General features: G+C 72.2%; 17 protein-coding genes. 4 read left to right on the top strand and 13 right to left on the bottom strand.

Annotated elements, in window-relative coordinates:
* Positions 1-34: 34 nt before the first annotated feature.
* Together AC156L_RS20570 and AC156L_RS20565 are read left to right on the top strand one after the other, a co-directional pair.
* On the top strand, positions 35-1,138 hold the full coding sequence (locus tag AC156L_RS20570; RefSeq protein ID WP_330878015.1) for a GNAT family N-acetyltransferase: 1,104 nt from the start codon (positions 35-37) through the stop codon (positions 1,136-1,138).
* An 81-nt stretch (positions 1,139-1,219) separates the two neighbouring features.
* On the top strand, positions 1,220-2,251 hold the full coding sequence (locus tag AC156L_RS20565; protein ID WP_330878014.1) for a LacI family DNA-binding transcriptional regulator: 1,032 nt from the start codon (positions 1,220-1,222) through the stop codon (positions 2,249-2,251).
* A 508-nt stretch (positions 2,252-2,759) separates the two neighbouring features.
* On the opposite strand, the gene AC156L_RS20560 is transcribed toward AC156L_RS20565, so the two are convergent.
* The 6 genes from AC156L_RS20560 to AC156L_RS20535 form a co-directional block, all read right to left on the bottom strand.
* A complete protein-coding gene (locus tag AC156L_RS20560; protein ID WP_330878013.1) occupies positions 2,760-4,220 on the bottom strand; it encodes a GH1 family beta-glucosidase in 1,461 nt (486 codons plus the stop codon).
* A 4-nt stretch (positions 4,221-4,224) separates the two neighbouring features.
* A complete protein-coding gene (locus tag AC156L_RS20555; RefSeq protein ID WP_484407175.1) occupies positions 4,225-4,704 on the bottom strand; it encodes an ABC transporter permease family protein in 480 nt (159 codons plus the stop codon).
* A 9-nt stretch (positions 4,705-4,713) separates the two neighbouring features.
* The gene (locus AC156L_RS20550; protein WP_330878011.1) at positions 4,714-5,022 is read right to left on the bottom strand and encodes a hypothetical protein; all 309 of its coding nucleotides are present in this window, start codon (positions 5,020-5,022) and stop codon (positions 4,714-4,716) included.
* A 63-nt stretch (positions 5,023-5,085) separates the two neighbouring features.
* Positions 5,086-6,366: an extracellular solute-binding protein gene (locus AC156L_RS20545; RefSeq protein ID WP_330878010.1), complete on the bottom strand. Its 1,281-nt coding sequence runs from the start codon at positions 6,364-6,366 to the stop codon at positions 5,086-5,088.
* Between the two features lie 684 nt (positions 6,367-7,050).
* Positions 7,051-9,582: an ABC transporter permease gene (locus AC156L_RS20540; protein ID WP_330878009.1), complete on the bottom strand. Its 2,532-nt coding sequence runs from the start codon at positions 9,580-9,582 to the stop codon at positions 7,051-7,053.
* Positions 9,582-10,343 carry an ABC transporter ATP-binding protein gene (locus AC156L_RS20535; RefSeq protein ID WP_330878008.1) on the bottom strand — a complete coding sequence of 254 codons (762 nt, stop codon included), beginning with the start codon at positions 10,341-10,343 and terminating at the stop codon, positions 9,582-9,584. The genes AC156L_RS20540 and AC156L_RS20535 overlap by 1 nt, the downstream gene beginning before the upstream one ends.
* Before the next feature lie 215 nt (positions 10,344-10,558).
* On the opposite strand from AC156L_RS20535, the gene AC156L_RS20530 reads away from it, so the two are divergent.
* Positions 10,559-11,419, top strand: a complete 861-nt coding sequence (locus AC156L_RS20530) for an AraC family transcriptional regulator (RefSeq protein ID WP_330878007.1) — start codon at positions 10,559-10,561, stop codon at positions 11,417-11,419.
* Here the strand turns inward: AC156L_RS20530 and AC156L_RS20525 are convergent.
* The 7 genes from AC156L_RS20525 to AC156L_RS20495 all read right to left on the bottom strand — a co-directional run bounded on the left by AC156L_RS20525 (position 11,416) and on the right by AC156L_RS20495 (position 22,884).
* Positions 11,416-14,406, bottom strand: coding sequence for a helix-turn-helix transcriptional regulator (locus AC156L_RS20525; RefSeq protein WP_330878006.1), 2,991 nt, complete (start codon positions 14,404-14,406; stop codon positions 11,416-11,418). The two genes, AC156L_RS20530 and AC156L_RS20525, sit on opposite strands and share 4 nt — an antisense overlap.
* Before the next feature lie 11 nt (positions 14,407-14,417).
* A complete protein-coding gene (locus tag AC156L_RS20520; protein ID WP_330878005.1) occupies positions 14,418-14,612 on the bottom strand; it encodes a hypothetical protein in 195 nt (64 codons plus the stop codon).
* A 168-nt stretch (positions 14,613-14,780) separates the two neighbouring features.
* Positions 14,781-17,105: a chitinase C-terminal domain-containing protein gene (locus AC156L_RS20515; protein ID WP_330878111.1), complete on the bottom strand. Its 2,325-nt coding sequence runs from the start codon at positions 17,103-17,105 to the stop codon at positions 14,781-14,783.
* Between the two features lie 166 nt (positions 17,106-17,271).
* Entirely contained in the window at positions 17,272-20,181 is a 2,910-nt protein-coding gene (locus AC156L_RS20510; protein ID WP_330878004.1) for an AfsR/SARP family transcriptional regulator, read from the bottom strand.
* A 268-nt stretch (positions 20,182-20,449) separates the two neighbouring features.
* Positions 20,450-21,094 (bottom strand): DedA family protein, encoded by a 645-nt coding sequence (locus AC156L_RS20505; RefSeq protein WP_330878003.1) that lies wholly within the window; start codon positions 21,092-21,094, stop codon positions 20,450-20,452.
* A 688-nt stretch (positions 21,095-21,782) separates the two neighbouring features.
* A complete protein-coding gene (locus AC156L_RS20500) occupies positions 21,783-21,995 on the bottom strand; it encodes a DUF397 domain-containing protein (RefSeq protein WP_330878002.1) in 213 nt (70 codons plus the stop codon).
* Between the two features lie 7 nt (positions 21,996-22,002).
* Positions 22,003-22,884: a helix-turn-helix domain-containing protein gene (locus tag AC156L_RS20495; protein WP_330878001.1), complete on the bottom strand. Its 882-nt coding sequence runs from the start codon at positions 22,882-22,884 to the stop codon at positions 22,003-22,005.
* Between the two features lie 221 nt (positions 22,885-23,105).
* Between AC156L_RS20495 and AC156L_RS20490 the strand changes: the two genes are divergently transcribed.
* Entirely contained in the window at positions 23,106-23,432 is a 327-nt protein-coding gene (locus AC156L_RS20490; protein ID WP_330878000.1) for a hypothetical protein, read from the top strand.
* Positions 23,433-23,888 lie beyond the last annotated feature (456 nt).

Below are 23,888 nucleotides of genomic sequence, written 5' to 3'. Positions count from 1 at the left end.
CCCGGCGGCAACAGGAGCTCGGAAGCCTGGAGCGATGGAGTCCACGGGGAAGACCACACCGCTGACCTGGCGACTGCGCGTCCAGCTCGACGACAGTCCCGGCGCGCTCGCCAGGGTCACCATCCGACTCGCCGAACGCGACTGCAACGTGCTCGCGCTGTCCGTCATCCCGGTGCCCGGCGGCGTCGTCGACGAACTCGTCGTGCGGGCCGCGCCCGGCCTGCTGCCCGCCGACCTGGTCGAGGCGATCCGCGCCGAGGGCGGCCGGTGCGTCGGCATCACCAACGCCGACGTGCACGACCTGGTCGACGCCCCGACGGCGGCCCTGCGCGCGGCGGGCGACGCGGTCCGCCACCCCGGCAGCGCGTGCGACGCCCTGCGCGCCGTGCTGGCCGCGGACTCGGTCGTGGTGCTGCCCGTCGGCGCCGAGGGCGACCCGTCCGACGAGAAGCCCGGCCACCACGCGCGCCTGCTCACCCGTGACGGCACGGTCGTCGTGGCGCGGCGCGGCTGGTCGCCGTTCACCCAGGTCGAACTGGCCAGAGCGGCGGCGCTGATCGACCTGCTCGACGAGTCGGGCACGCCCACCCCTCGACCGACGGCGCTGATCAGCGCGGACGGCATGGCGCTGGTGCTCAGGGCGGGCGGCGCGGACGACGAGGACGCCGTGGCGGCCCTGCACTCGCGGTGCTCGATGCGGACCCTGTTCACCCGCTACCACTCCGGGATGCGCACGCTCCCGCGCCGCTGGCTGCACCGGCTGCTCAGCCCGCCGCGGGGCAGCACCGTGGTGGCGCAGTGCGCGGACCGGGTCGTGGCGCTGGGCCAGCTGATCCGGACGTCCACTCCGGACAGCGCGGAGATCTCCCTGCTCGTCGAGGACGCGTGGCAGCACCGGGGAGTGGGCACGGCGCTGCTGTGCGCGCTGGCCGACACCGGTCGTGCGGCGGGGTACCGCGAACTCGTGGCGTGGTGCCTGCCCTCGGAGACCGGGCTCGTGCGCACGGCCGCCCGCGCGGGCCTGGAGACCGCGGTGCGGCGGGAGGACGGACTGCTGCGGCTGTCCATCACGCCGACGCCCGCGCCGCTGCGCGCACCCGTCCGCGCGGCGCGTGCGCAAATCGGTGGGACTCGCTGACGGTCGGGTGTGGGAGCGCTCCCGAGCGGGGGTGATCCGGCTAAGCTGAGCCGATTCACCGATCGTCGAGGAGTGGTGCCCGTGTCCGTCCAACCGCAGCGCGCGGCGCGTCCCACCCTGGAGGACGTCGCCGAGAGAGCGGGCGTGTCGAGGGCGACGGCGTCGCGGGTGCTGAACTCCTCGCCGAGGGTGAGTCCCGAGGCGCACGAAGCGGTGACGGCTGCGGTGGTGGAGCTCGGTTACACGCCGAACCACGCGGCCCGCTCGCTGGTCACGCGGCGCACCGACGCGGTCGCGGTCGTGTTCTCCGAGCCGGAACCGAAGATCTTCGACGACCCGCACTTCGGGCAGCTGATCAGGGCGGCGGCCCGCGCGCTCGCCGCCGCGGACGTGCAGATGGTCCTGATGCTGGTGCACTCCCCCGAGGACCAGGCCCGCGCCGAGCGCTTCCTGGCGGGCGGCCACGTCGACGGCGCCCTGCTGTTCGCGCCGCACAAGGGCGACCAGCTGCCGTCGATCGCCCGCAAGCTCCCGCTGCCGGTCGTCTACGCGGGCCGCCCGTGGGGTCCGCTGCGCGGCCTGCACCTGGTCGACAACGACAACACCGGCGGCGCGGTCGTCGCGACCGAGCACCTGTTGTCGTTGGGGCGCAAGAAGATCGTCAGCGTCACGGGCACGGCCGACGAGTACTCGTCCATCGACCGCCTCGAAGGCTGGCGGACGGCCGTCGGCGCGGACGACGCCGTGACCGCGCTGATGACCGAGAGCGGCAACTTCGACCGCGAGGGCGGCAAGCGGGCGATGGCCGCGCTGCTCGACCGCGTGCCCGACCTGGACGCCGCGTTCGTCGCCAGCGACCTGATGGCCGCGGGCGCGCTGGACGCCCTGCGCGAGGCGGGCAGGCGCGTGCCGGACGACGTGGCCGTCGTGGGCTTCGACGACCACCCGCTGATCGCCCCGCACACCGAGCCGCCGCTGACGACGATCAAGCAGGACTCGAACGACCAGGTGGCCCACATGGTCAACCACCTGCTGCGGCTGCTGCGCGACGAGCCGGTCCGGGCCCGCCGGGAAGTGCTGCCGACGATTCTCGTGCGCCGCCAGTCGACTTGATACCACCTTCGGGCGGTATTACTACTACCCCTGGTGTCCTTATCGCCGCCAATGGCCACTCTTTCGAGCATTTCCTATTGCCGCAGACAACTCACCGTATTTGTCGGACCCCGAGAGTAATGTATAAAACAGGGGTCCCCCTGGGCGGGTTACCTCTGAGTCGGCGTGAGTGCGCGAGGCGGGGAAGCGCGATTCCGCGTGATCGCGTTTTGCCGTTCGGAAATTGTTGACCGCGGGTCAATCGCCATTCCGCCGACCGGGCTTCCGGTCACGCGGTGCGGCACCCCCGCCCTGAGCACCGGACACCGCTCGACGGGGTGGCGAGTCCGCGGTCGGGGCACGGCGGACGGCCGTCATTCCGATGAGCGCTTGTCGATGCAAACAACTCTGCGTACGTCTCCCCCGGAATATGCATCGCACATGAATTGAGGAGGCCCCGATCGGGACCTCCTCAAGCCCTGGACGAGGGACCCGCGCGACGGTGCGGGCCCCTCGTCACCTCACGCCCCTACTCCACCTCGTACCCGGTGGCGGGAATCGAATTGCGGCCGATGATCCGCGCCAGGGTCGCCCCGCTGCGCTTCACCGTCCGCTCCTGGGTCTCGTAGTCGACCCGCACGACACCGAACCGCTGGCTGTACCCCTCGGCCCACTCGAAGTTGTCCAGCAGCGACCACGCGAGGTACCCGCGGATGTCGGTGCCCGCCTCGATGGCCCGGTGCACGGCCCGCAGGTGGTCGACCAGGAACGCGACCCGCTGCGGGTCCTCGACGTGGCCGAACTCGTCGACCTCGTCGACGAACGCCGACCCGTTCTCGGTGATCACGATCGGCAGGCCCGGCGCGTCCTTCCCGAGGCGGACGAGCAGCTCGGCGAACGCGTCCGCGTTCTGCTCCCAGCCGAAGCTGGTCAGCTCACCGCGCGGGTCGAGCAGCTCGACACCGCGCAGACCGGGGAACGGCCCGTCGGTGACGACCTCCGGGTCGGCGGCGGGCGCGACGCGGGTGGGGCTGTAGTAGTTCACGCCCAGGAAGTCGATCGGCGTGGCGATGACGTCGAGGTCACCGTCCAGCACCACGCGCTGCCAGTCACCGAGCCACGCCACGTCCTGCACTACGTCGGCCGGGTAACCGCGGCCGAGCACCGGGTCCAGGAAGATCCGGTTGTGCAGGCCGTCGACCTTGCGCACGGCGTCCAGCGACGCGGTGTCATCGTTGTCAGCCTTGCCCTGGGTGAAGTTCAGGACCAGCGAGAACTTGTGTTCCTCGGTGGCCCGCTCGCGCATCGCCCGCGTGGCGAGGCCGTGCGCCAGGAGCAGGTGGTGCATGGCCTCCAGCGACGCCTTGGAGTCCGTCAGGCCGGGCGCGTGGTTGCCCTTGTGGTGACCCAGGAACGCGGAGCACCACGGCTCGTTGAGCGTGCTCCACAGCTTCACCCGGTCGCCGAGGTGGCCGAACACGACCTGCGCGTACTCGGCGAACCGGTGGGCGGTGTCGCGGTTGCGCCACCCGCCCTGGTCCTCCAGCCACTGCGGGAGGTCCCAGTGGTACAGCGTGGCGACGGGCTCGATGCCCTTGGCCAGCAACTGGTCCACCAGCCTGTCGTAGAACGCCAGACCGCGCGGCTCCACCAGGCCGTCGGCCGCGGGCACGATCCGGGGCCACGCCACGGAGAAGCGGTACGCCGCCAGGCCGAGCTGCGACATCAGCTCGACGTCCTCGGCGGACCGGTTGTAGTGGTCGCACGCGGGCTCGCCGGTGTCGCCGTTGAGCACCTTGCCCGGCGTGGCGGCGAAGGTGTCCCAGATGGACGGTGTGCGACCGTCCACGGTGGTCGAACCCTCGATCTGGAAGGACGCGGTGGCCGCGCCCCAGGTGAAGCCCGCCGGGAATCGGAGGGTGTCGGGGGCGAGGTCCGGGGCGGGCACTGGCGCCCGCCCGACTCGGCTGTCCGGGTCGGTGGTGGTCATCTAGTCATCCCTTCACGGCACCCTGCACGATCCCGCCGACGATCCGGCGGGCCGGCAGGATGAAGATCGCGACGACCGGCAGCACCGCGAGCGATGCGCCGGCGAGCATGAGCGAGTGGTCGGTGTGGTAGCCGCTGGCCAGTGCTGACAGCGCGACCTGGACCGTCGGGCCGTCGTTGGGGTCCAGCACGATCAGCGGCCGGAAGAAGTCGTTCCACGCCGTCGTGAACGCGAACACGCCCATGACGGCGGCCTGGGGTCGCACGATGACGGCTTGCGGGGTGCCGTACCGGTCGAGGTCGGACATCAGCGTGTGGAGCGGGGCCACGCCGAGCTGGGTCGGCACCATCGCGGTGCCCGGGGCGAGGAGGAACGGGGAGTTCGTCATCGCCGGGGAGGAGTCGACGGTGTCGAAGACCCTGGTGGTGTTCTCGACCGGGTGACCACCCGGCGTCAGCGGCGGGGCGGTGTCGAGCGCTGCCACGGCTCCCCCTCAGCCCTTGGACGCGATGCGTCGCGTCACGGAGAAGTTGATGCCCGCGACGACCAGGACGACCAGGATCGGGGTGTTCCAGGAGTTGGCGTCGCCGAGGAGGGTCGCGTAGTTGTCGAGGCCGACGAGGCCCTGGTCGCCGTCGATCGGCTGCCAGTCGCGCAGCGACACCCAGGCGGTGTGCAGCAGGGGGTGGAGGCCGAAGACGCCGAACACCAGGAAGAAGGGGGCGATCACCAGGTGGGGCGTGCACTCGCCGTCCAGCCGCGCGAGCGGCCACCGCCGGTCGCCGTTGGTCTCACCGGCCATCGACGGCCCCCGGCGCGCGGCGGAGCGGGGCCGGGACCCCGCTCCGCCCGTGGTTGTCCGGTGTCACTTGACGGCGTCCTGCGCTTCCTTCAACGCCTGCGCGAACGCCTCCGACGTGTTCTGCTTGCCCTGTTCGACCCTGGAGAGGGCGCTGCTGAACACCGGGGTCACCTTGGAGTCCTTGGTGCCGCGGTAGGTGGGTTGCAGGTTCTCGGCGGAGGTGCCGAAGATCTGGCCGACCGGGGCGTTGTTGAAGTAGGTGTTGACGGTGGCCGTGACCTCGGGGTCCTTGTAGGCCACCGGTTCGCTCGGCAGGTTGCCGGTCTCCTTGAAGATCCGCTTCTGCTGCTCGGGGGCGGTCAGCCACTTGGCCAGCTCGTAGGCCTCCTGGGGGTGCGCGCTCTGCTTGGGCACGGCCAGGAAGGACCCGCCCCAGTTGCCGCCGGGGCCGGGGGCGTCCGCGACGTCCCACTTGCCCGCGGCCTCGTCGCCCGCGCCCGCCTTGATGAGGGCGAGGGCCCAGGCGGGGCACGTGGTGGTGGCGAAGGACGCCTGCTTCAGCGCGACGTTCCACTCCGGGCTGAACGGGGGGAGCGCGCCGGTCTGGCGCTTCTCGCCGAGGCTCGCCGCGAGGGTGAAGGCGTCGCCGACCTTCGTGTTCCTGTCGGCGATGTAGGAGTCGTCGGCCTTGGCGAAGTACGCCTCCTCGGTCTGGTCGAGGATCGCCTTGTAGACGTTGAGGGCCGTGTCGACGAACTTCACGTCCGGCGTCTGCTCGGTGAAGGTCTGGGCGGTGGCGACGTAGTCCTGCCACGTGGGCCAGAGCTTGCCGACCTCCACGCGGTCGACGGGCAGGCCCGCCGCCTCGAACAGGTCGCGGCGGTAGCACAGGGCGAGGCTGCCCATGTCCGTGCCGAGCCCCAGCACGAAGTTGCCGTTGTCGGTGGTGCCCTGGCTCCACTTCCAGGCGGCCCACTGGTTCTCCAGGTCCTTGGCGCCGTGGTCCGCGAGGTTCACGAACTTGTCCTTGGACTGGCGGAACTGGGCGACGTTGCCCTCTTCGATGGCGACGATGTCCGCGGCGCCGCGTCCGCCCGCGAGCTGGGTGGCGAGCTGCGTGTGGTGCTGCTCCATCTTGACCTTGCGCTGCTCGACCTCGATGTTCGGGTGCGCGGCCTGGTACTCCTTGACCAGGGCGTCGTACCCGAAGTCGGAGAAGACGCCGATGGACAGCTTGATCTTGCCGTCCGAGCCTCCCGCCTCTCCCCCGCACGCCGCGACGCTCGTCACGGCGAGGGCGGCCACCACGGCCGCAGCCGCACGACCGACCAGAGTCCTGCTCATCCGTCCTCCTCGGCGCGCTCCGCCCGCGTGACCCAACGCAGTGAGAGCGCTCTCACAGTCGACGTGGCAGCCCCCGGTGTCAAGCAGGCGGACCGCTGTCGACATCGTTCCGTAACCTTCCGACCGCTTCCGGCGCACCGCGCGACGAGCACGGGGCCGCCCGTGATTTCAGCAGTACGAGGTGGTGGCGGCAGCACCAGTACGGGTGAACACCGGGTGAACTGTGCTCCGAACGGCCCAGAGGGGCAAGAGGCGGGGGTTGGCTCGGCCCTCGCCCGAGCCAACCCCGCACCCTGGTAGAGGCCTCGCGCCGCCGAACGTGACGCGCGGGAAGAAAAGATTCCTCGACCGCTCCCGGCCGTCCCGCGGAGCGGACGCCGCCGCGGTGCGAATCGGACGTTCGGGCGGAACGCCGCCGCGAGGTGGTCGGCTCGACGCGGTGGTGCCCGAGGGCGACCTGTGCGAGCCGCGGCTCGGCGGGGCTGGGTTCGCCGAGCGGTACCGGTCGTGCGACCTCGTCGCGTCCCCGGACCGGCCCGTGCGGGAGCTGGAACGGCTCCCGCGACCGCGGACCCCGGCTTCGCACCCCCGTGGCGCGCCGCTGCCCCGCACCGTGGGGCGCGGGGCAGCGGCCGTACCGGGGATGACGGCCCGCCCTCCCCCGAAGAAGGACGGGCCGTCGGGTCAGGCCTCGGCCATCCCGGCGACGACCGAGGTGCGGGCCGCTCGCCTCGCGGGCATGGCGGCGGCGATCATCGCCGCGACCACGGCCGCGAGGAGCATGACGCCGATCTGGCCGACCGGGACGTCGAAGGTGATCGGGAAGCTGTCCGACGACAGCGCCTCGACCAGGATCCAGCCGAACCCGACACCGAGGACCAGGCCGATCGCGGCGCCCATGACGGCCATCAGGACCGACTCGACCACGAGCATCAGCCGCAGCTGGCTCTTGGTGAGGCCGAGCGCCCGCAGCAGCGCCGACTCCCTGGTGCGCTCCAGGACCGACAGCGTCAGCGTGTTGGCGATGCCGAACAGGGCGATGATCACGGCGAGGCCGATGAGGGCCCAGATGAAACCGAGCACCTGGTCGACCTGGGTGTTGAGCTGGGCCTTCGTCTCGGCGGCGCTGTCGATGACGGCGATCGGCGAGGGGTCGGTGACCTTCTCGACGGCCGCCCGGCCCGCTTCGGCGCCCACGCCGTCCTTGAGCTTCACCATGATGCTGCGGAAGCCGGGCGTGTCGGGGTTGAACGAGTTGAGCGTGGCCAGCGTGACGATGCCGCTGCTGTCGATGCCGTCGACGACCGCGACGACCTTCAGGTCCTTCTTGGTGGCGCCGACGCCCTGCGGGAGGGTGCCGCCGACGGCCAGTCCGCCGCGCTTGGCGAAGCTGGAGCTGATCGCGACCTCGCCGTCCTCGAGGCCCGTGATGCTGCCCGACACGACCTTCGGCCGCACGAGGTCGCCGAGCGCCTCGGGCGTGGTGGCCTCCAGGTACGCGCTGTACTGGGAGTTCTCCTCGCTCTCCGGGGCGAACGCGGCCACCGGGGCCACCTTGGCGACCTGGGGGACGGCGGTGAGCTGGTCCAGCAGGTCCTGCTGCAACGGCCTGCTGTAGATCGACGAGGTGACGGTGTAGTCGGCGGGGAAGCGCTGGTCGACCTCGGCGCTCGCGGTCTCCTTCGCGCTGGTGGCGACGACCGTGACGAGGCTGACGATGGTCACGCCGATCATCAGCGCGGCGGTCGTGGCCGCGGTGCGCTTGGGGTTGCGGCCCGCGTTGCCGGACGCCAGCTTGGCGGGAACGCCGAACAGCGCCCTCGGCACGACGCCGAGCACCCGGTTGACCGGTCCGACGAGCACCGGGCCGAGCGTGACCACCATGGCCAGCAGCAGCATCGTGCCGGAGCCGGTGATGATCAGCGCCGCTTCCTCCTCCATGCCCGTGCCGAGGTAGACGACGCCCGCGCCCGCCAGGCCGAGGAGCACGGCGAACGCGATCCGCAGCTTGCCGGTGCGGGCGACCTCCTCGCCGCTGTCGAGCTGGGCGCGCAGCGCGGCGACCGGGGCGACCTTCGTCGCCTTGCGGGCGGGCAGCGCCGCCGAGACCACCGTGATCAGCACGCCGACGCCGAACGCGGCGAGCACCGTGGTGGGCGTGACGGGGAGCCGGACGACCGTGTTGTCGCCGGAGAGCGACCCGACGACCGTCTGCATGAGGGCGGAGACGCCGATCCCGCCGAACAGGCCGATCACGGAGGCGAGGAAGCCCATGGCGACGGCTTCGGCGATGACGCTGCCGAACACCTGGCCGCGGCTGGCGCCGACGCACCGCATGAGGGCGAGTTCCCTGGTGCGCTGGGCGACCAGGATGGTGAACGTGTTGTAGATGACCATGGCCGCGACCACGAGCGCGATGAGCGCGAACGCGAGCAGCAGCTGGGTGAACTCGTTCGAGCGCTCGCTGATCTGCTTCAGGGTCTCGGTGGTGAGCTGCTCACCGGTCTGGAACTTGAACGCCCTGTCGCCGCCGAAGGTCTTCTCCAGGTTCGCGACGAGCTGCTGCTGGGTCACGCCGGGAGCGGCCTTCGCGACCAGCTCGTACCCGCGGACCTTGTCGCTGAGCCCGGTCAGCGCCTCGGGCAGCAGGACGAGGTGCTCGCTGCCGCCGAGCGACATGGAGTTGGCGCCCTGGGCGAACGTGCCGACGATGGTGAACGAGTGCTTGGCGTCGTTCTCGTCGAGCAGCGTGATCTGCTGGCCCAGCGACAGCTTCGTCGTGGCCAGTGCCCGCACGTCGACCGCGGTCTCGGTGGTCGACGCGGGGAAGCGGCCGTCCTTCAGGTCGTACTCGCGCAGCTCCGGCGTGGACGCGAGCGGGCCTGCGCTGGCGGGCTTGGCCTTGCCGCCCGCCGTCAGCAGCGCGGCGGAGACGTAGCTGCGGATGTCCGCGCCCTGCACGCCCTGCGTGCCGCGGACCTTGTCGAGCGCGGCCTGGGAGATGCCGGTCTCGGACTCCGGGCCCTCCCCCGTGAGCGACATCGACGCGTCGACGCCGCGCGAGGTCTTGGCGAACTCGTCCTTCATGCCCTCGGTGATGCCGTCGCCGAGCACGAGCGTGCCGCTGACGAAGGCGACCCCGAGCATGATGGCGATCGACGACAGCAGGAGCCGCGCGGTGCGCGCCCTGACACCCGCGATGATCGTCTTCAGCATCACGCCCCCAGGTGCTTGAGCGCGGAGAGCACCGAGTCGGCGGTCGGGTTCTGGATCTCACCGGCGAGGTGGCCGTCGGCGAGGAGCACGACGCGGTCGGCGTAGGACGCGGCGACGGGGTCGTGGGTCACCATGATCACGGTCTGGCCGAGCTTGCGCACGGACATCCGCAGGAAGTCGAGGACCTCGGCGCCGGAGCGCGAGTCCAGGTTGCCGGTCGGCTCGTCGGCGAACACCACGTCCGGGCGGGCGACCAGGGCGCGGGCGCAGGCCACGCGCTGCTGCTGGCCGCCGGACAGCTCGGACGGCTTGTGCTTCAGCCGGTCCCGCAGGCCCAGCACGTCGACGATGGTGTCGAACCACTGCTTGTCGGGCTTGCGGCCCGCCAGTTCGAGGCCGAGCAGGATGTTCGCCTCCGCGGACAGCGTGGGCAGCAGGTTGAACGCCTGGAAGACGAACCCGACGCGGTCGCGGCGGAGCTTGGTCAGGTCCTTGTCGTTGAGGCCGGTGATCTCGGTCCCGCCGATGTGGACGGACCCGCCGTCCACGTTGTCCAGACCCGCGAGGCAGTGCATGAGCGTCGACTTCCCGGAGCCCGACGGGCCCATGATGGCCGTGAACTTCCCGGCCTGGAACGCGACGCTCACGCCGCCGAGCGCCCGCACCGCGGTGTCGCCCTTGCCGTACACCTTCACCAGGCTGGAGGCGGCGACGGCGGCTTGCGTGCCAACCCGGCCCGTCTCGGACACCACTGCAGACATTCCCTGCCCCATTTCGCTCACCGTCTCGCTGACAGGGGAAAACCTAGGCAGCGGCCACGTGAGCGGACATCCCTCCCGACGCGCACTCCGGACTCAACCCGCAGGATGACCCCGGCTCCTCCCGTGGTCGCACGACCCGACCGGGGCGGGCACGAACTGTCGGGTCCGGCAGGGTGGACGGGCCGCAGCATGGACGTCGAGGAAGGGAGGCCGGAGTGCTGGAACGGCTGAACCAGGCCATGGAGCACGTCGAGCGCAACCTCGACCAGCCGATCGAGGTTGCCGACCTGGCGCGGATCGCGCTGACGTCGGAGTACCACCTGCGTCGGCTGTTCTCGGCGCTCGCGGGCGTGCCGCTGTCGGAGTACGTCCGGCGCAGGCGGCTCACCGTCGCGGGCGCGGAGGTGCTGGCCGGGCGGGAGACGCTGCTCGACATCGCCGTGCGGTACGGGTACGGCTCGGGCGAGGCGTTCGCCAGGGCGTTCCGGGCCGTGCACGGCGTCGGGCCCGGTGAGGCGCGCAGGACCGGAGCGGCCCTGCGGTCCCAGCCACGGATGTCCTTCCGCCTCGTCGTCGAAGGGAGCAGCAGCATGCGGTACCGGGTCGTGGAGAAGGACGGGTTCCGGGTGGTCGGCCGGAGGGCGAGGGTGCCGCTCGTCCACGAGGGGATGAACCCGGCGATCGTCGAGTTCGTGAAGGGTCTCGGACCGGAGGTGCGGGCGCGGATCGAGGCGCTGTCGGACCAGGAGCCGTCCGGGGTGCTCAACGTGAGCGTGAACGTCGACGAGGGCTTCGAGGAGGGCACCGAGCTGGACTTCTACTACGCCGTGGCGTCCGGCGCCGACGTGCCGGAGGACCTGGAGTCGCTGGACGTGGACGCCGGGACGTGGGCGGTGTTCGAGAGTTCGGGCGAGTTCCCGAAGGTGTTGCAGGAGGTGTGGCGGGACGTGTACACGCAGTGGTTCCCGTCCAACCCCTACCGCAGCGCGCCGGGTCCGTCGCTGCTCAGCGCGAAGGTGTCGGCCGACGGCGCCACGGCGGACGCGGCGCTGTGGGTGAAGGTGGAACGCGCCTAGGAGTGGTCCAGCAGGCCGCGGTCGTAGGCGAGGGCGACGGCTTCGGCGCGGCGGCCCGCGCCGAGCTTCGCCATGATGCGGGTGAGGTGGACGCTGACCGTCTTCTCGCTGATGTACAGCTCCTCGCCGACCTCGCGGTTGGTGCGCCCCAGTGCGACGAGGCCGAGCACGGACCGTTCCCTCGGGGTGAACGGGTCCACGCGGTCGCGCGGCTCGGCCTCGTCCGCGCGCAGGGTGACGCGGGCCCGGCGGGCGACGCGGGTGACGGCGTCGAGCAGCGGGGCCGCGCCGACGGTGCGGGCGAACTCGGCGACCTCCCGCAGGTGGGCTGCGGCCTCGTCGCGGCGGTCGGCGCCCAGCAGCGCCTCGGCCAGCCGCCACCGGCACACGGCCTGCTCGAACACCATGCCGAAGCCGAACTCGGCCGCGGCGCGCGCCCACAGCTCGGGGTCGCCCGCTCCGGTGAGCCTGCTGCGCTCGGCGTCGGCGCGCGCCAGCCACGCCCGCCCCTCCGGGCCGAGGACGCCGGTGCGCGGCAGGCCGTTCACGGCCGTGGCGCGGGCGTGGTCGGCCAGCCGGTTGCCCTCGGCGACGGCGGTCGCCTCGCCGTCGCCGTCCCGGCGGCGCCTGGCCCCGGCGGCGACGTCGGCGTGGGCCGCGACGCCCAGCGCCCCCAGCCGGATGCCCGCCAGCAGCCACTCGTCGCCCACCTCGCGGGTCCAGGCGAGGGCGTCCGCGACGCGGTCCACGGCCTGCTCGGGCCTGCCGCGCCACTGCGCCAGCTCGGCCCCGGTGCCGCCGGTGATCAGCGCGATCTGCACGTCGCGGTGCCAGTCCTCGCGGAGTTCGGCGATCATGCGCTCGGCGTGGTCGACGTCGCCCCGGCTGACGGCGACGTGCGTGCCCACGGCGGCGAGCCTCGCGACGACCGTGCTCGACACGGCCAGGCCGGGTGGCTCGGCCGCGGCGGCGCTCTCGTCCCAGCGGCCAAGGTGGTAGAGCGCCAGCGCTTGGAGCACCCGCACCTCCAGCCCGAACCCGCTCCAGGTGATGCCCTTGGCCCTGGCCCGGCGGGACGCCTCCTCGAACACGCGCAGCGCGTCCTCCAGTTCGCCCCGGTCGTAGTGGTCCAGGCCGAGGAAGTACCGGGCGCGCATCTCGGTGTTGACCGCGTCCGCCTCGACGGCGCAGTCGATCGCGCCGATCAGGTGCTCGCGCGCCGACTCGGTGCGGTCCTCGCGGCCGTCCAGCAGCCCCAGCGTGGCCAGCGCGTCCGCGACGGCCCCCGCCGCGCCGGACTCGCGCCCGTCGCGCACCGCCATCTCCGCGCGCTCCCGCGCCAGCGGCAGGTCGCGGGCGTAGCGCAGGCACGACGCCGACACGGCCAGCACCCACGCGCGGGACTGGCTGGCGGGCCGGTCGCGCACCAGCCGCCACGCCTGGTCGACGGCCTCGTGCATCTCCCGGTCGTGCCCGTCGAGCCCCTGCGACGCCTGCGCGACCCGCCGCCACATCTCGGCGGCCTTCTCCGGGTCGGCCGGGTCGACGACCTCGGTCGCGGACCTGGCGAACGCGAGCGCCCGCTCCGGCTGCCCCGCCGTGCCCGCCGACCAGGACGCGCGGCTCAGCAGCACCAGTTCCGTCACGTCCGGTGGCCGCTGGTCCTCCGCGACCGCGGCCCACAGCCTCAGCGCCTGCTCGAAGTGCCGCAGCGCCTCGGCGGGCGCGCCCGTGCGGTGCGCCTCCTGCCCGGCGTCCACCGACGCGGCCAGCGCGCGCGGCAGGTCGTGGCTCTCCAGGCTGTGGTAGGCCAGCCCCGCCGCGAACCCGCGCCCCTCGCGGCCGGTCAGGTACCGCGCGTACGCCGCGTGCAGCCGCACCCGCTCGCCGGGCAGCAGGTCGCCGTAGACCGCCTCCTGGAGCAGGGCGTGCCGGAACACGTAGATCTCGTCGGCGTCGCCGACCAGCAGCACGTGGTGCTGCACGGCTTCCCGCAGCGCGGCGTCCAACCTCGCGTCGTCCAGGCCCGCCACGGTCCGCAGCCGGTCGTGGCTCACCCGCCTGCCGCCGATGGACGCGACCCGCAGGACGTGCTGGGTGTCGGGCGCCAGGCGTTCGATCCGGGTCAGCAGCACGTCAGCCAGCGCCGCCGGCATGCCGCCGCTGGGCAGGCAGCTCGCGGCGGCGAGCAGTTCCTCGGCGAAGAACGGGTTGCCCTCCGACCGCTCGGCGACCTCGCGGACCACGTCGTCCGGCAGCTCGTCGGCCAGCGCCTCGACGAACGCGCGCGACTGCTCAGCCCCGAACGGCGCCAGTTCCAGCCGCTCCACGGCGGGCAGGCGCAGCAGCTCGGTCAGCAGGGGCCGCAGCGGGTGCGCGCGGTGCAGGTCGTCGGACCGGTAGGTGCCCAGGATCAGCAGCCGCTGCGAGCGCAGCCGCGACAGCAGGAACGACAGGAGGTAGCGGGTCGAGGCGTCCGCCCAGTGCAGGTCCTCCAGCACCAGCAGCACGGTCCGCCGCTCGGCCAGCTCGCCGAGCAGCCCGTGCACCGCGTCGAACAGCTGCAACTGGCCGACGTCCTGCTCCGACCGGCGGCTCCGCGGGAACAGCGGCGGCTGGTTCGAGCCGTCCCGCGTCTCGTCCTGCCCCACCGGCAGCGCCAGTTCGGGCAGCAGCCGCGCCAGTGCGGGCCTCGCGCCGATGTCGAGCAGGCCCCGGTCCCTCGCCTGGCCGAGCACCTCGGCGAAGGGGAGGTAGGGGATGCCCATCTCCTCCACGTCGAGGCAGCGGCCCGTCAGCACCAGCGTGTCCGCCGCGGACGCCAGTTCCTCGACCACGCGCGTCTTGCCGACCCCCGCGTCACCCGCGAGCAGCACCGCCGACGCCGATCCCGCGGCGGCGGACGCGAGCGAAGCCCGCAGCCGAGCCATTTCCCGACCGCGGGCCACCAGGGGGATGCCGGATCCGAGACGCGCCACGAGTGGCATGTTCGCACACCTCAGGCGGCGTCGCCCCTGGCTTTCCGCTGCTCGGGGACGTCGGCCCCGGCGAACCCGGCCAGCCGCGCCCACCAGGCCGCCTTGCGCGGCGCGGTGCGCCGCGACTGCCGCACGTGCTCCGCGTCGGCCCGCATCGACCGCTGCCGGTAGTCGACCTCCGCCTTGATCGCTTCGGGCGTCCACTCGAGGCTCATCGTCTTCACTCCCGTGTCGTCTTCGTCAGTGACACCGAGAGTCGTCGTAAGGGGTGGGGGCGGGCATCGGAGGTTCACGTGGCCCGCGCCCGCGAGGGCCTTACCCGACAGCGGGAAGGGGCACCCCCGACCCTGGTCGGAGGTGCCCCCGCGCTCCGCGTCAGGCGATCAGCAGGCGCCGCTGTCGCGCCACGCGCCCCACTCGCCGGTGGTGCCGGGCTCCTCGCCCTGCGTCCACCACTGGGCCGTCCACTTGCGGCCCTTCCACGACACCGCGTTCGTGCCGACGTAGACCTTCGTCCGGTCCCACGCCGCCGCGGTGCAGTTCGGCGGGGTGGTCGTGGTGGTCGTCGTCGTGGTGGTGGTGGTCGTGGTCGTCGTCGTCGTGGTGGTGCTGGTCGGCGGGTTGCCGCCCGCTCCGCGCGGGTGGTCCGACGCGATGGCGTAGGTCTTGCCGCCGAAGGTGAACCGGAAGTTCGACGGCGACGTGATCGGGAGCTGGTAGTTGATCGTGATGTCGACGCTGGCGCCCGGTGCCAGCGACTGCCACGTCGGCATGGCCACCGACACGTGCTGGAAGTCGCCGCGCAGACCGCCGACGTTGGACCCGGTGTGGCCCTTCGACACGACCTGGAGGCCGAAGCCGGACTGGTCGGTCATGCTGCCGGGCGCGCTGGTGCCGTAGTCGAACTCGATCTTCGCGCCACCGGGGATGGTGACCGTCGAGTTGTTGGTGATCTTCAGCTTCGGCGTGATCGGGTAGTTGGCGTCGCCGAGGGCGAAGCCGCCGACCACGGCCGAGACGTCGAGCACGTCGGCCGGGGTGGCCGTGGACGCCTTGAGGTTCCCGTACGGGGCCGCGCCGCGCAGACCGTCGTTGATCTTGCTGATCAGCGTGTCGCCGATCGTGTACTGCTGCTTGGTGGAGTCGAACCGGTAGTCACCGGCGAGTTCCCAGATCATCACGCCGCCGATGCCCTTGTCGGCGATGTACTTCGCCTTCGTGGCGACCGACTGCTCGTCCTCGGTGGACAGGAACACCTTCTTGGTGCTGTTCCACAGCCACGGGGAGACGAGGGTGCTGTCGTAGTTGCGCGCGTAGGTGCCGCTGATCCGGTCGGTCGGGTCGGTGTCCGGGGTGAGGCCGTACGCCGCCAGGTAGTCCGGCGTGATGCCGTTCTGGAGGTTCATGGCGTGCCACATGGGGTTCACGCCCGACGGCACCTCGGCGTTGCCCGCCGTGCTGTCGTGCCACAGGTTGTCGATGCCGATCGCGCCGTTGCCGCACGGGGTCGTCGAGCCGACCGAGCCGCCCGTGCCCGCGGGGCACTTCGACTGGTCCGGGAGCGCGGCCGTGCCGCCGAGCCCGTTGACGCCGCCGCTGACGCCCTGCCAGCCGCGGGTGTAGAACGGCAGGCCCATGTTGATCCGGCCCGCGGGCATGGCGCCGCGGAAGTAGTGGTAGGCCCAGTCGGTGTTGAGGTAGCCGATGCCCTCGTACTGCGGGGCGGTGTAGACGCCGCCCGCGGCCAGCTCGCCGTCCTTGCCGTTGTCGTAGAGCGCGGCGTTCGGGCCGACGAAGTGGTTCCACGAGCCGTGCAGGTCGTAGGTCATCACGTTCAGGTAGTCCATGTACTTGGTGACCTGGTAGGCCTCCATGCCGCGCAGCAGCCAGCCCGACGCGGGAACGGCGGCGGTCAGCAGGTAGTGCTTGCCGTCGGCGGCGCCCGCGCGGTCCAGCTTCTCGCGCAGGGTCTTCATGATGTTCTCGTAGCCCGCCCACAGCCGGCCGCGGTTCGCGTTGGCCAGGGCGAAGTCGTCCGGGTTGCCCGCGTTGTTGTTCGACGTCGGGTACTCGTAGTCGATGTCCGCGCCGTTGAATCCGTAGGTGCGCAGGAAGTCCACGACCGAGTCGGCGAAGGTGTTGATCGCGCCCTGGTCCTGGCCCAGCTTGTAGAAGCCGCCGTTGGCGTCGCGGGTGCCGTCGGGGCGCAGGAAGCCGCCGGTCTCCGCCCAGCCGCCGACCGAGATCAGCGTCTTCACCTTCGGGTTCTGCTTCTTGAACTTCGTCAGCTGGTTGAAGTGCCCCTTGTAGGACAGCGACGGGTCCATCTCCGCGCCCGCGACACCGGGCCACTCCATGCCGGTGGAGGCGTTGGTCGCGCCCGCGTCACCGACGGAGATCCTGTTCTGGTTGTCGATGTGCGCGAACGCGTAGTTGAGGTGCGTGACCTTGCTCCACGGGATGTCCTTCGGCAGGTACGCGGGCGAGCCGTCCTTGCCGGTGCGCCAACTGCTGAAGTAGCCGATGACGCGGCGGGAGTGGTTGGCGTCGAACGACTCCCGGCCCGCGGTGTCGTAGACCGAGCAGTACGGCACGTCGACGCCGGGCGTCTTGTAGAGGCCGTCGGGGCGGCAGTCCTCGTTGCCCGCGGCACTGGACGGGGCGGGGTTGGCTACGGCGATCAAGAGTCCGGCCAGCGTGGCGAGCATCGCCAACACCGGCACCAGCTTTCTGGGCACGGCGAACCTCCTGCACCTGGCGGCGGCCTGGCAGGTGTGTTGAGAGAGCAGGGATGTGTGTCACGGCTCACCCGTGACGCGTCGCGCTGAACGTAGGTAGCGCGGGCACCCGGTGTCAATAGGTATAGACCAATCGTCACACAGCGGTCGGCGACACCGCCCGCGTGCGGGCCAGCCGCGCCCGGACCTGGTCTGCCTCCGGGGCGTCCAGTTCGGTGAACAGCGCGAGCGCCCGCTGCCAGTGCGACACCGCGCCCGGCACCCCCTGGCGGTCGAACACGGTCGCGAGCTGGTCGTGCGCGAGCGCCTGGTGGTACGGGCTGGCGGCGTCCGTCGCCAGCGTCAAGGCCGACCGCGCGCTCACCGCGGCCTCCTCGTAGTGCCCCTCCGACAGCAGGGCGACCGACAGGTCCGAGTGGCACGTCGACTCGCCGCACTGCTCGCCGACCTCCCGGTACATCACCAACGCAGCGCGCAGCCACGTCGGCGCGTCCGCCACCCGGCCGTTCGCCAGGTACAGCAGCCCGAGGTTGTGGTGGGCGTTCGCCTCGGTCCACCGCGACCCGGCGCTGCGGCTGACCTCGATGGCCTCGCGGTAGTGCGCCTCGGACTCCTCGATCCGGCCGACGTCGAGCAGCGTGTCCGCCACCGTCGTCAGCGCGCGCGCCTGCTGGTCGAGGTCGCCGCTCGCGCGCGCCACGTCCAGCGCCTCGCCGTGCCGGACCAGCGCCTCGTCGTTGCGCCGCAGCCGCAGCAGCGCCGTGCCGAGGTTGAACAGCATCACGAACTTCGCCTTCGGCTCGCCGAGTTCGGTGGCCGCCCGCAGACCGGACTCGGTGACCCGCAGCCAGGTCCCGTGGTCGGCGCGCAGCCAGAAGAACCGCGACAGCGCGTACGCGAGCTGCCAGGCGTGCACCAGCCACTCGCGGTCGAACACCGGCGCGGAGCTGTCCGCGGCCAGGTCGGCGACGGCCAGCAGGTTCGCCTCCTCGGCCTCCAGCCAGCCGATCGCGTCGGCCGACGACGCCAGCTTCGGCACCGCGGTCGGCCGGTGCTTCGGCTCGACCCGGACGCTGCCGCGGCTGATCGGCAGCAGGCCGTCGGCCACGTCCGCGACGTGCAGGTAGTAGTCGAGCATCCGGCCGGTGGCGTCGCGCCGCTCCTCCGGCGCCAGCTCGCCCGCGAGGGTCTTGCTGTACACGCGGACCAGGTCGTGGGCGCCGTAGCGGCCGGGCTCGCCGACCGAGAGCAGGTTCGCCGCCGTCAGCGAGTCCAGCGCCCGCTGCGCCTGCCCCGCGTCGACGGCGGCCATCGCGGCGGCGACGAACGGCGTCACGTGCGTGCCGGGGTGCAGGCCGACCAGCGCGAGCAGGCGGGCGGCCAGCGGCGGCAGCGCGCGCCGGGACGCGTCCAGCGCGGCCCGCACGGGGCCCTCGCCGTCCTCCAGGCCGAGCGCGGCGAGCCTGCCGTGCTCGTCGTCCAGCTCCGCCACGAAGTCCGCCACGCGCAGCGTCGGCGACACCGCGAGCCGGGCGGCGGCGATGCGCAGCGCGAGCGGCAGCCCGTCGCACAGCTCGGCCAGCCTGCGCAGCCCGGCGGCGTCGGCGCCCGCGCCGCGACCGGCGACCCGGCCCAGCACCTCCACGGCCGCCTCCGGGGTGAGCATGTCCAGCTCCACCAGCCGGGCCTCGGCGTGCGCGACCAGCCCGACCAGGCGCCTGCGGCTGGTCACGACGACGCACGAGGACGAGCCGGGCAGCAGCGGCAGCAGCTCGGTCGAGCCGAGCACGTTGTCCAGCATCACCACCATGCGGCGGTCCGCGACGAGCGTGCGGTAGAGGGCCGAGCGCTCCTCGACGGTCACCGGGGCGTCGTTCGGCTGCACGCCGAGCGTGCGCAGGAACCGGTTGAGCACCTCGCCCGCGTCCAGCGGGTCCTGGTTCGGGTCGTAGCCGTGCAGGTCGACGTAGAGCTGCCCGTCGGGGAAGGCGTCGCGGACCCGGTGGGCCCAGTGCAGCGCGAGGGCCGTCTTGCCGACGCCCGCGGGGCCGCTCACCACCAGCAGCAGGCCGCTGCCGGGGTCGTCGGCGAGCAGCTCGTCCATGCGGCGCAGCTCGGCGTCCCTGCCGATCAGGGACGCGGGGGCGCGCGGGAGCTGGGCAGGCACCGTGCCGCCGACCGGCGAGATCGGCGTGACGGGTGCGGGCGGGGCGGGGGTCGCGGCCCGGCCGGGTTCGGGGTCGTCGCCCGCCAGCACGGCCATCTGGACGCGGCGCAGCTCCGGCCCCGGCTCGACGCCCAGCTCGTCGATCAGGACCCGGCGCGCCTCGCGGTAGACGGCGAGCGCCTCGGCCTGGCGGTCGGCCTGGCACAGCGCGCGCATCAGCAGCCCGTGCGCGCGCTCGCGCAGCGGCTGGTCGCCGACCAGCGCGGTGAGCTGGCCGACCAGGTCGGCTCCCTGGCCGAGCGCCAGCCGCAGCTCGGCGCGCTCCTCCAGCACGGCGAAGCGGCGCTCGACCAGCCTGCCGCGCTCCACCTCGGCGAACAGCCCGGAGATGCCGCCCAGGGGTTCGGCCCGCCACAGCGCGAGCCCGTCCTCCAGCAGCCGGGCGGCGCCCGCGAGGTCGCCCGCGGCCCGCAGCCTCACCGCTTCCGCCGCGCTCGACTCGAACACGTCCAGGTCCAGCGCGCCGCGGTCGACCCGCAGCAGGTAGCCGTCGCCGACCGACGTCAGCAGTTCGGCGGGCGCCCTACGGGCGCGGGTCGGCTCCAACGCCCGGCGCAACCCGGCCACGTACGTCTGCACGAGGTTCACCGCGCTCGTCGGCGCGGCGTCGCCCCAGACCGCCGTGATGATGTGGTCGCGGCTCACCGGGGTGTTGCGGTTGAGCAGCAGCACGGCCAGGACGGCACGCTGCTTGGCCGCACCGAGGTCGACCTCGCGACCGGTGCGGATCACCCGCAGCAGGCCGAGTACCTCGAACCGGAGGGACTCGGGGTTGTCGTGCTCCACCGACGTGTCCTTTGCCGAAGTGCTGTGCCCCACGCCCTGAGCCTAGAGATCACTTCAGTCCGGCTCCAGTCGCGCTGTAGCCGCGTTCTTAGGCTAAGCGTGTCCGACCAACCACACAGGGCGAAACCCGGTGGGGGAGGTTGGACCAGATGGCGGAACCGAACCTCCGCCATCTCCCTGATCGACGTGGGTCGTCCGGCGTGCAAGGGGCATCCAGCCCGCGGCGGCGGAACGCCGGCCGACCCACGTCCCCATCAGATGAAGAGGGCCACCCGGTAGGGGGTGGCCCTCTTCGCCCTTTTCAGGACACCTTCTCGAACTCGCGCTCCGGGACCCGCCGCTCCTTCGCCCTGCGGCGCAGCGCGTAGACCGCGCCCGCGACGGCGATGGCGCCGAACAGGACCCAGCTGACCCCGCCGAGCACCGACTCGACGTACTTCGCCGACGCGCCCGCCGCCGACCCGATGCCGATGTGCAGCGCCGACCAGCAGATCGCGCCGGCGACGGAGGCGGGCAGGAACCGGCGGTAGGGCAGCTTCGACGCCCCGGCCGACGCCGGGACCAGCGTCCTCACCACCGGCAGGAACCTGGCGGTGAACACGGCCGTCCCACCGCGTCTGCGCAGCAGGTCACCGGCCCGGTCCCAGTGGACCTGCCCGAGCTTGCGGACGATCCGCGACTCGCGCAGCCGCTCACCGTAGCGACGGCCGAGCAGGTACCCGATGCTGTCGCCCGCCACCGCGCACACCGACACCACCAGCCACATCACCAGGAACCGCGGCACCGTCGTGACCGTCGTCGACGCGATCAGCAGCGACGTCTCCCCCGGCGCCAGGAAGCCCACCCCCAGCGTGCACTCGGCCAGGGTCAGCGCCCCGGTCACGGCCACGACCGCCGGTTGCGGCAGGCTCGCCAGCCCGGCCAGCGCGTCGGTCACGAATCCCATGCGTTCCCCCAGAGGTGAGCGCGACGAGCCCCAGCCCCAGCAGGACCGCGGCCCAGTGCTGCGCGGCCGTGAGCCAGTCGCTGTAGAAGAGGTCGGCCACGAGCACCGCGGCGATGACCGCCGCGAGCACCCGTGAGCGGCGCAGGAGCGCCAGAGCGGCGGCGGCGCACGCGAGCGCGGCCGAAGCGCCGTAGTCGAGGCGGTGCAGCACGGCGTGCGCGGAGAACAGGTTCGCCAAGCCGAAGGCGACCAGGGTCGGCACGAGGTGGCCGAGCGCGAGGACGACGACCGTGGCGGCGGACCCCGCGGTCCGTTCGAGGGTCGCGACGACGAGCGCCACGAGCAGCAGCGTCCACAGGACGTGCGCGAGGTGGTAGGAGCCGAACAGGCTCACCGGGAGCCGCCACCAGCGGCCCTCGACCAGGTCCGCGCCGCGGTACCTGGTCGGCTCCCGCAGCGCGGGCACGAGGCCCGCGACCAGGCAGCACAGCCCGAGCACGACGGAAACGGGAACGCGCGACGACACGACGTGAACCCCTTTCCGGTGACTGGACACAGTTCACCGGAAAGGGGTGTCGCGAACATCGGACCGCGGGCTACACCGCGTCGTTCCACGGTCTGACCACGAACCAGACCGGAGTCGTAGAAGACCCTGAGGGAGGAGTGAGGGGGATGTCCCCCGGACGAGCTAGTTCAGGTCGAACGCACCGTGCTTGGTCGTGCCGAGGAAGCGGCCCCAAGCGGCTCCGTCGAAGCCCAGCACGGGGCCCGAGGGGTTCTTCGAATCGCGGACACCGGCTCCGACCGGCGCGAGCGCGACCTCCACGCAGTCCGGCCCACCCGCTGACGACCGGCTGCTCTTGCGCCAGGTCGCTCTCGACAAATCGGTTGTTGGTTCCACTGCGGATTCACTCCAGTTCTGGGGAAAGAGCGTGCGCCGCGGCTTCGAGCACCTCGGCCGACTCGACAGGCCCGAGCGCGGTGCCCGACAACCGCTCGAACATCTGGGAGTACCACTCGACGTCCGAGGGCTGCTCCAAATAGACGCCGCTTCTGGTGCTTTCGATGTATACCACGTCCGGATCGAGCCGCTCGGGAAAGCTCAGGATGACGAACGGCCCGTCCATCGCGGCGTGACCGCCGCAGGCGAAGGGGACGACCTGGAGGGTGACGTTGGCCAGCTCGCCGACCTCCAGCAGTCGTCGGAGCTGGGCCCGCAGCACGAGGGGGCCGCCGACGAGCCTGCGCAGGGCGGCCTCGTCGATCACCACGTGCAACCGCAGCGGGTCCTCCTCCCGCAGCAGCGCCTGGCGGGCGTTGCGCAGCTTCACCCGCCGCTCCACCTCGGCGGGAGCGGCGTCGGGCAGCACCTCGCGGATCAGGGCGCGCGTGTACTCCTCGCACTGGAGCAGGCCGGGGATCATCAGACCCTGGTAGGTGCGCACGAACTCCGCGTCCGCCTCGAACCCGATGTACCGACCGGGCGCGATGTCCCCGTACTCGTCCCACCAGCCCTTGCGGCGCGCCTCGCGCGCCAGTTGGACCAGTTCGTCCAGCAGCAGGTCGTCGGCCCCGTACGCGGCGAGCATGTCCCTCACGTCGCGCGGCGTGACCCCCACCCGACCGGTCTCGATCCGGCTGATCTTCGAGGCCGAGCACTCCAGCCGCTCGCCGACCTCCTCGATCGTCAGACCCGCGACCTCGCGCAACCGGCGGAGCTCGGCCACGAGCCTGCGCTTGCGCAACGTCGGGCTGCTGCCCCGTGCCATCACCAGCACCTCCTGGGTCATGCACAGTCTGTGACGAGAAGCCAAGCGAGCAAAGAGACGTCATCCATTCGTGTACTGCAACTTGCAGTTCGCGGGTGAACGGTCGCAGGCTGCATGAGCACGTTTTCGCGGCCATCCGGTCGTGGAAGGACTCCGGAGGGTCGCAGCCATGCCCAGCGTCACGGGACGACGCCCAGCCGTCGCCTGGAATCCCCCAGTTCAGCCGGTCGGGGAGCGCTGAGATGTCCGTGACCGTGTTCAGCCAACTCGACAAGTCGCTGCACGAACACCTCGCCACCGTGGCCCAGATGGCGGCCCGCGGCGACGACCAGACCGTCGCGGAACTCGCGAGGGCCGAACTGCCCCGCATCGTCGCCGCCATCAAGGTCCTGCTGGACGAACACCAGCCCGACGAGCACGGCCGCTGCCCCACCTGCCGCACCCGCTGGTGGAGCAGGCGCCTACCCGCGCCCTGCCGCGCGTACCTGAGCGCGCAGCTCTGCCTGACCGTGGCGGGCGAGCAGTCCCCAGGGGGCGGCAGCCACCGCCACCTCCGTCGGGTCGGCTGAGCGCGGCACGGTCTTCCACGCGACGGCGGCGCGGGTCCACCTGGCTTGAACCACCGACGACCTCGACCACCGTCACGGTCGTGACGACAACACCGACGCGGTCACCGCGGACCACCACCGCGGCCCCGCAGACGTAGTTCCACCCCGACTGGTTCCACCCCGACTGTTCCGCACACGGCGGCCGCAGTTCTCGCAAGACCCCAGCACCGCACGCCGACCACCGCACCTTTTCCCACCACGTTTCCCGCATTTCTGCGTTTCTGCGTTCCTGTGTTTCTGCGTTCTTGTGTTCCTGTGTTGCCGCGTTCCTGTTTTGCCGCGTCACCGCCTCACCGCGTTCCGCACGACCGCACGACCGCACGACCGCACGACCGCACGACCGCACGACCGCACGACCGCACGACCGCACGACCGCACGACCGCACGACCGCACGACCGCACGACCGCACGACCGCA

The sequence above is a fragment of the Umezawaea sp. genome, from assembly GCF_057122925.1.
The sequence above is the reverse complement of the archived record's forward strand: the minus strand, read 5'-3'. Positions and strand labels throughout refer to the sequence as shown.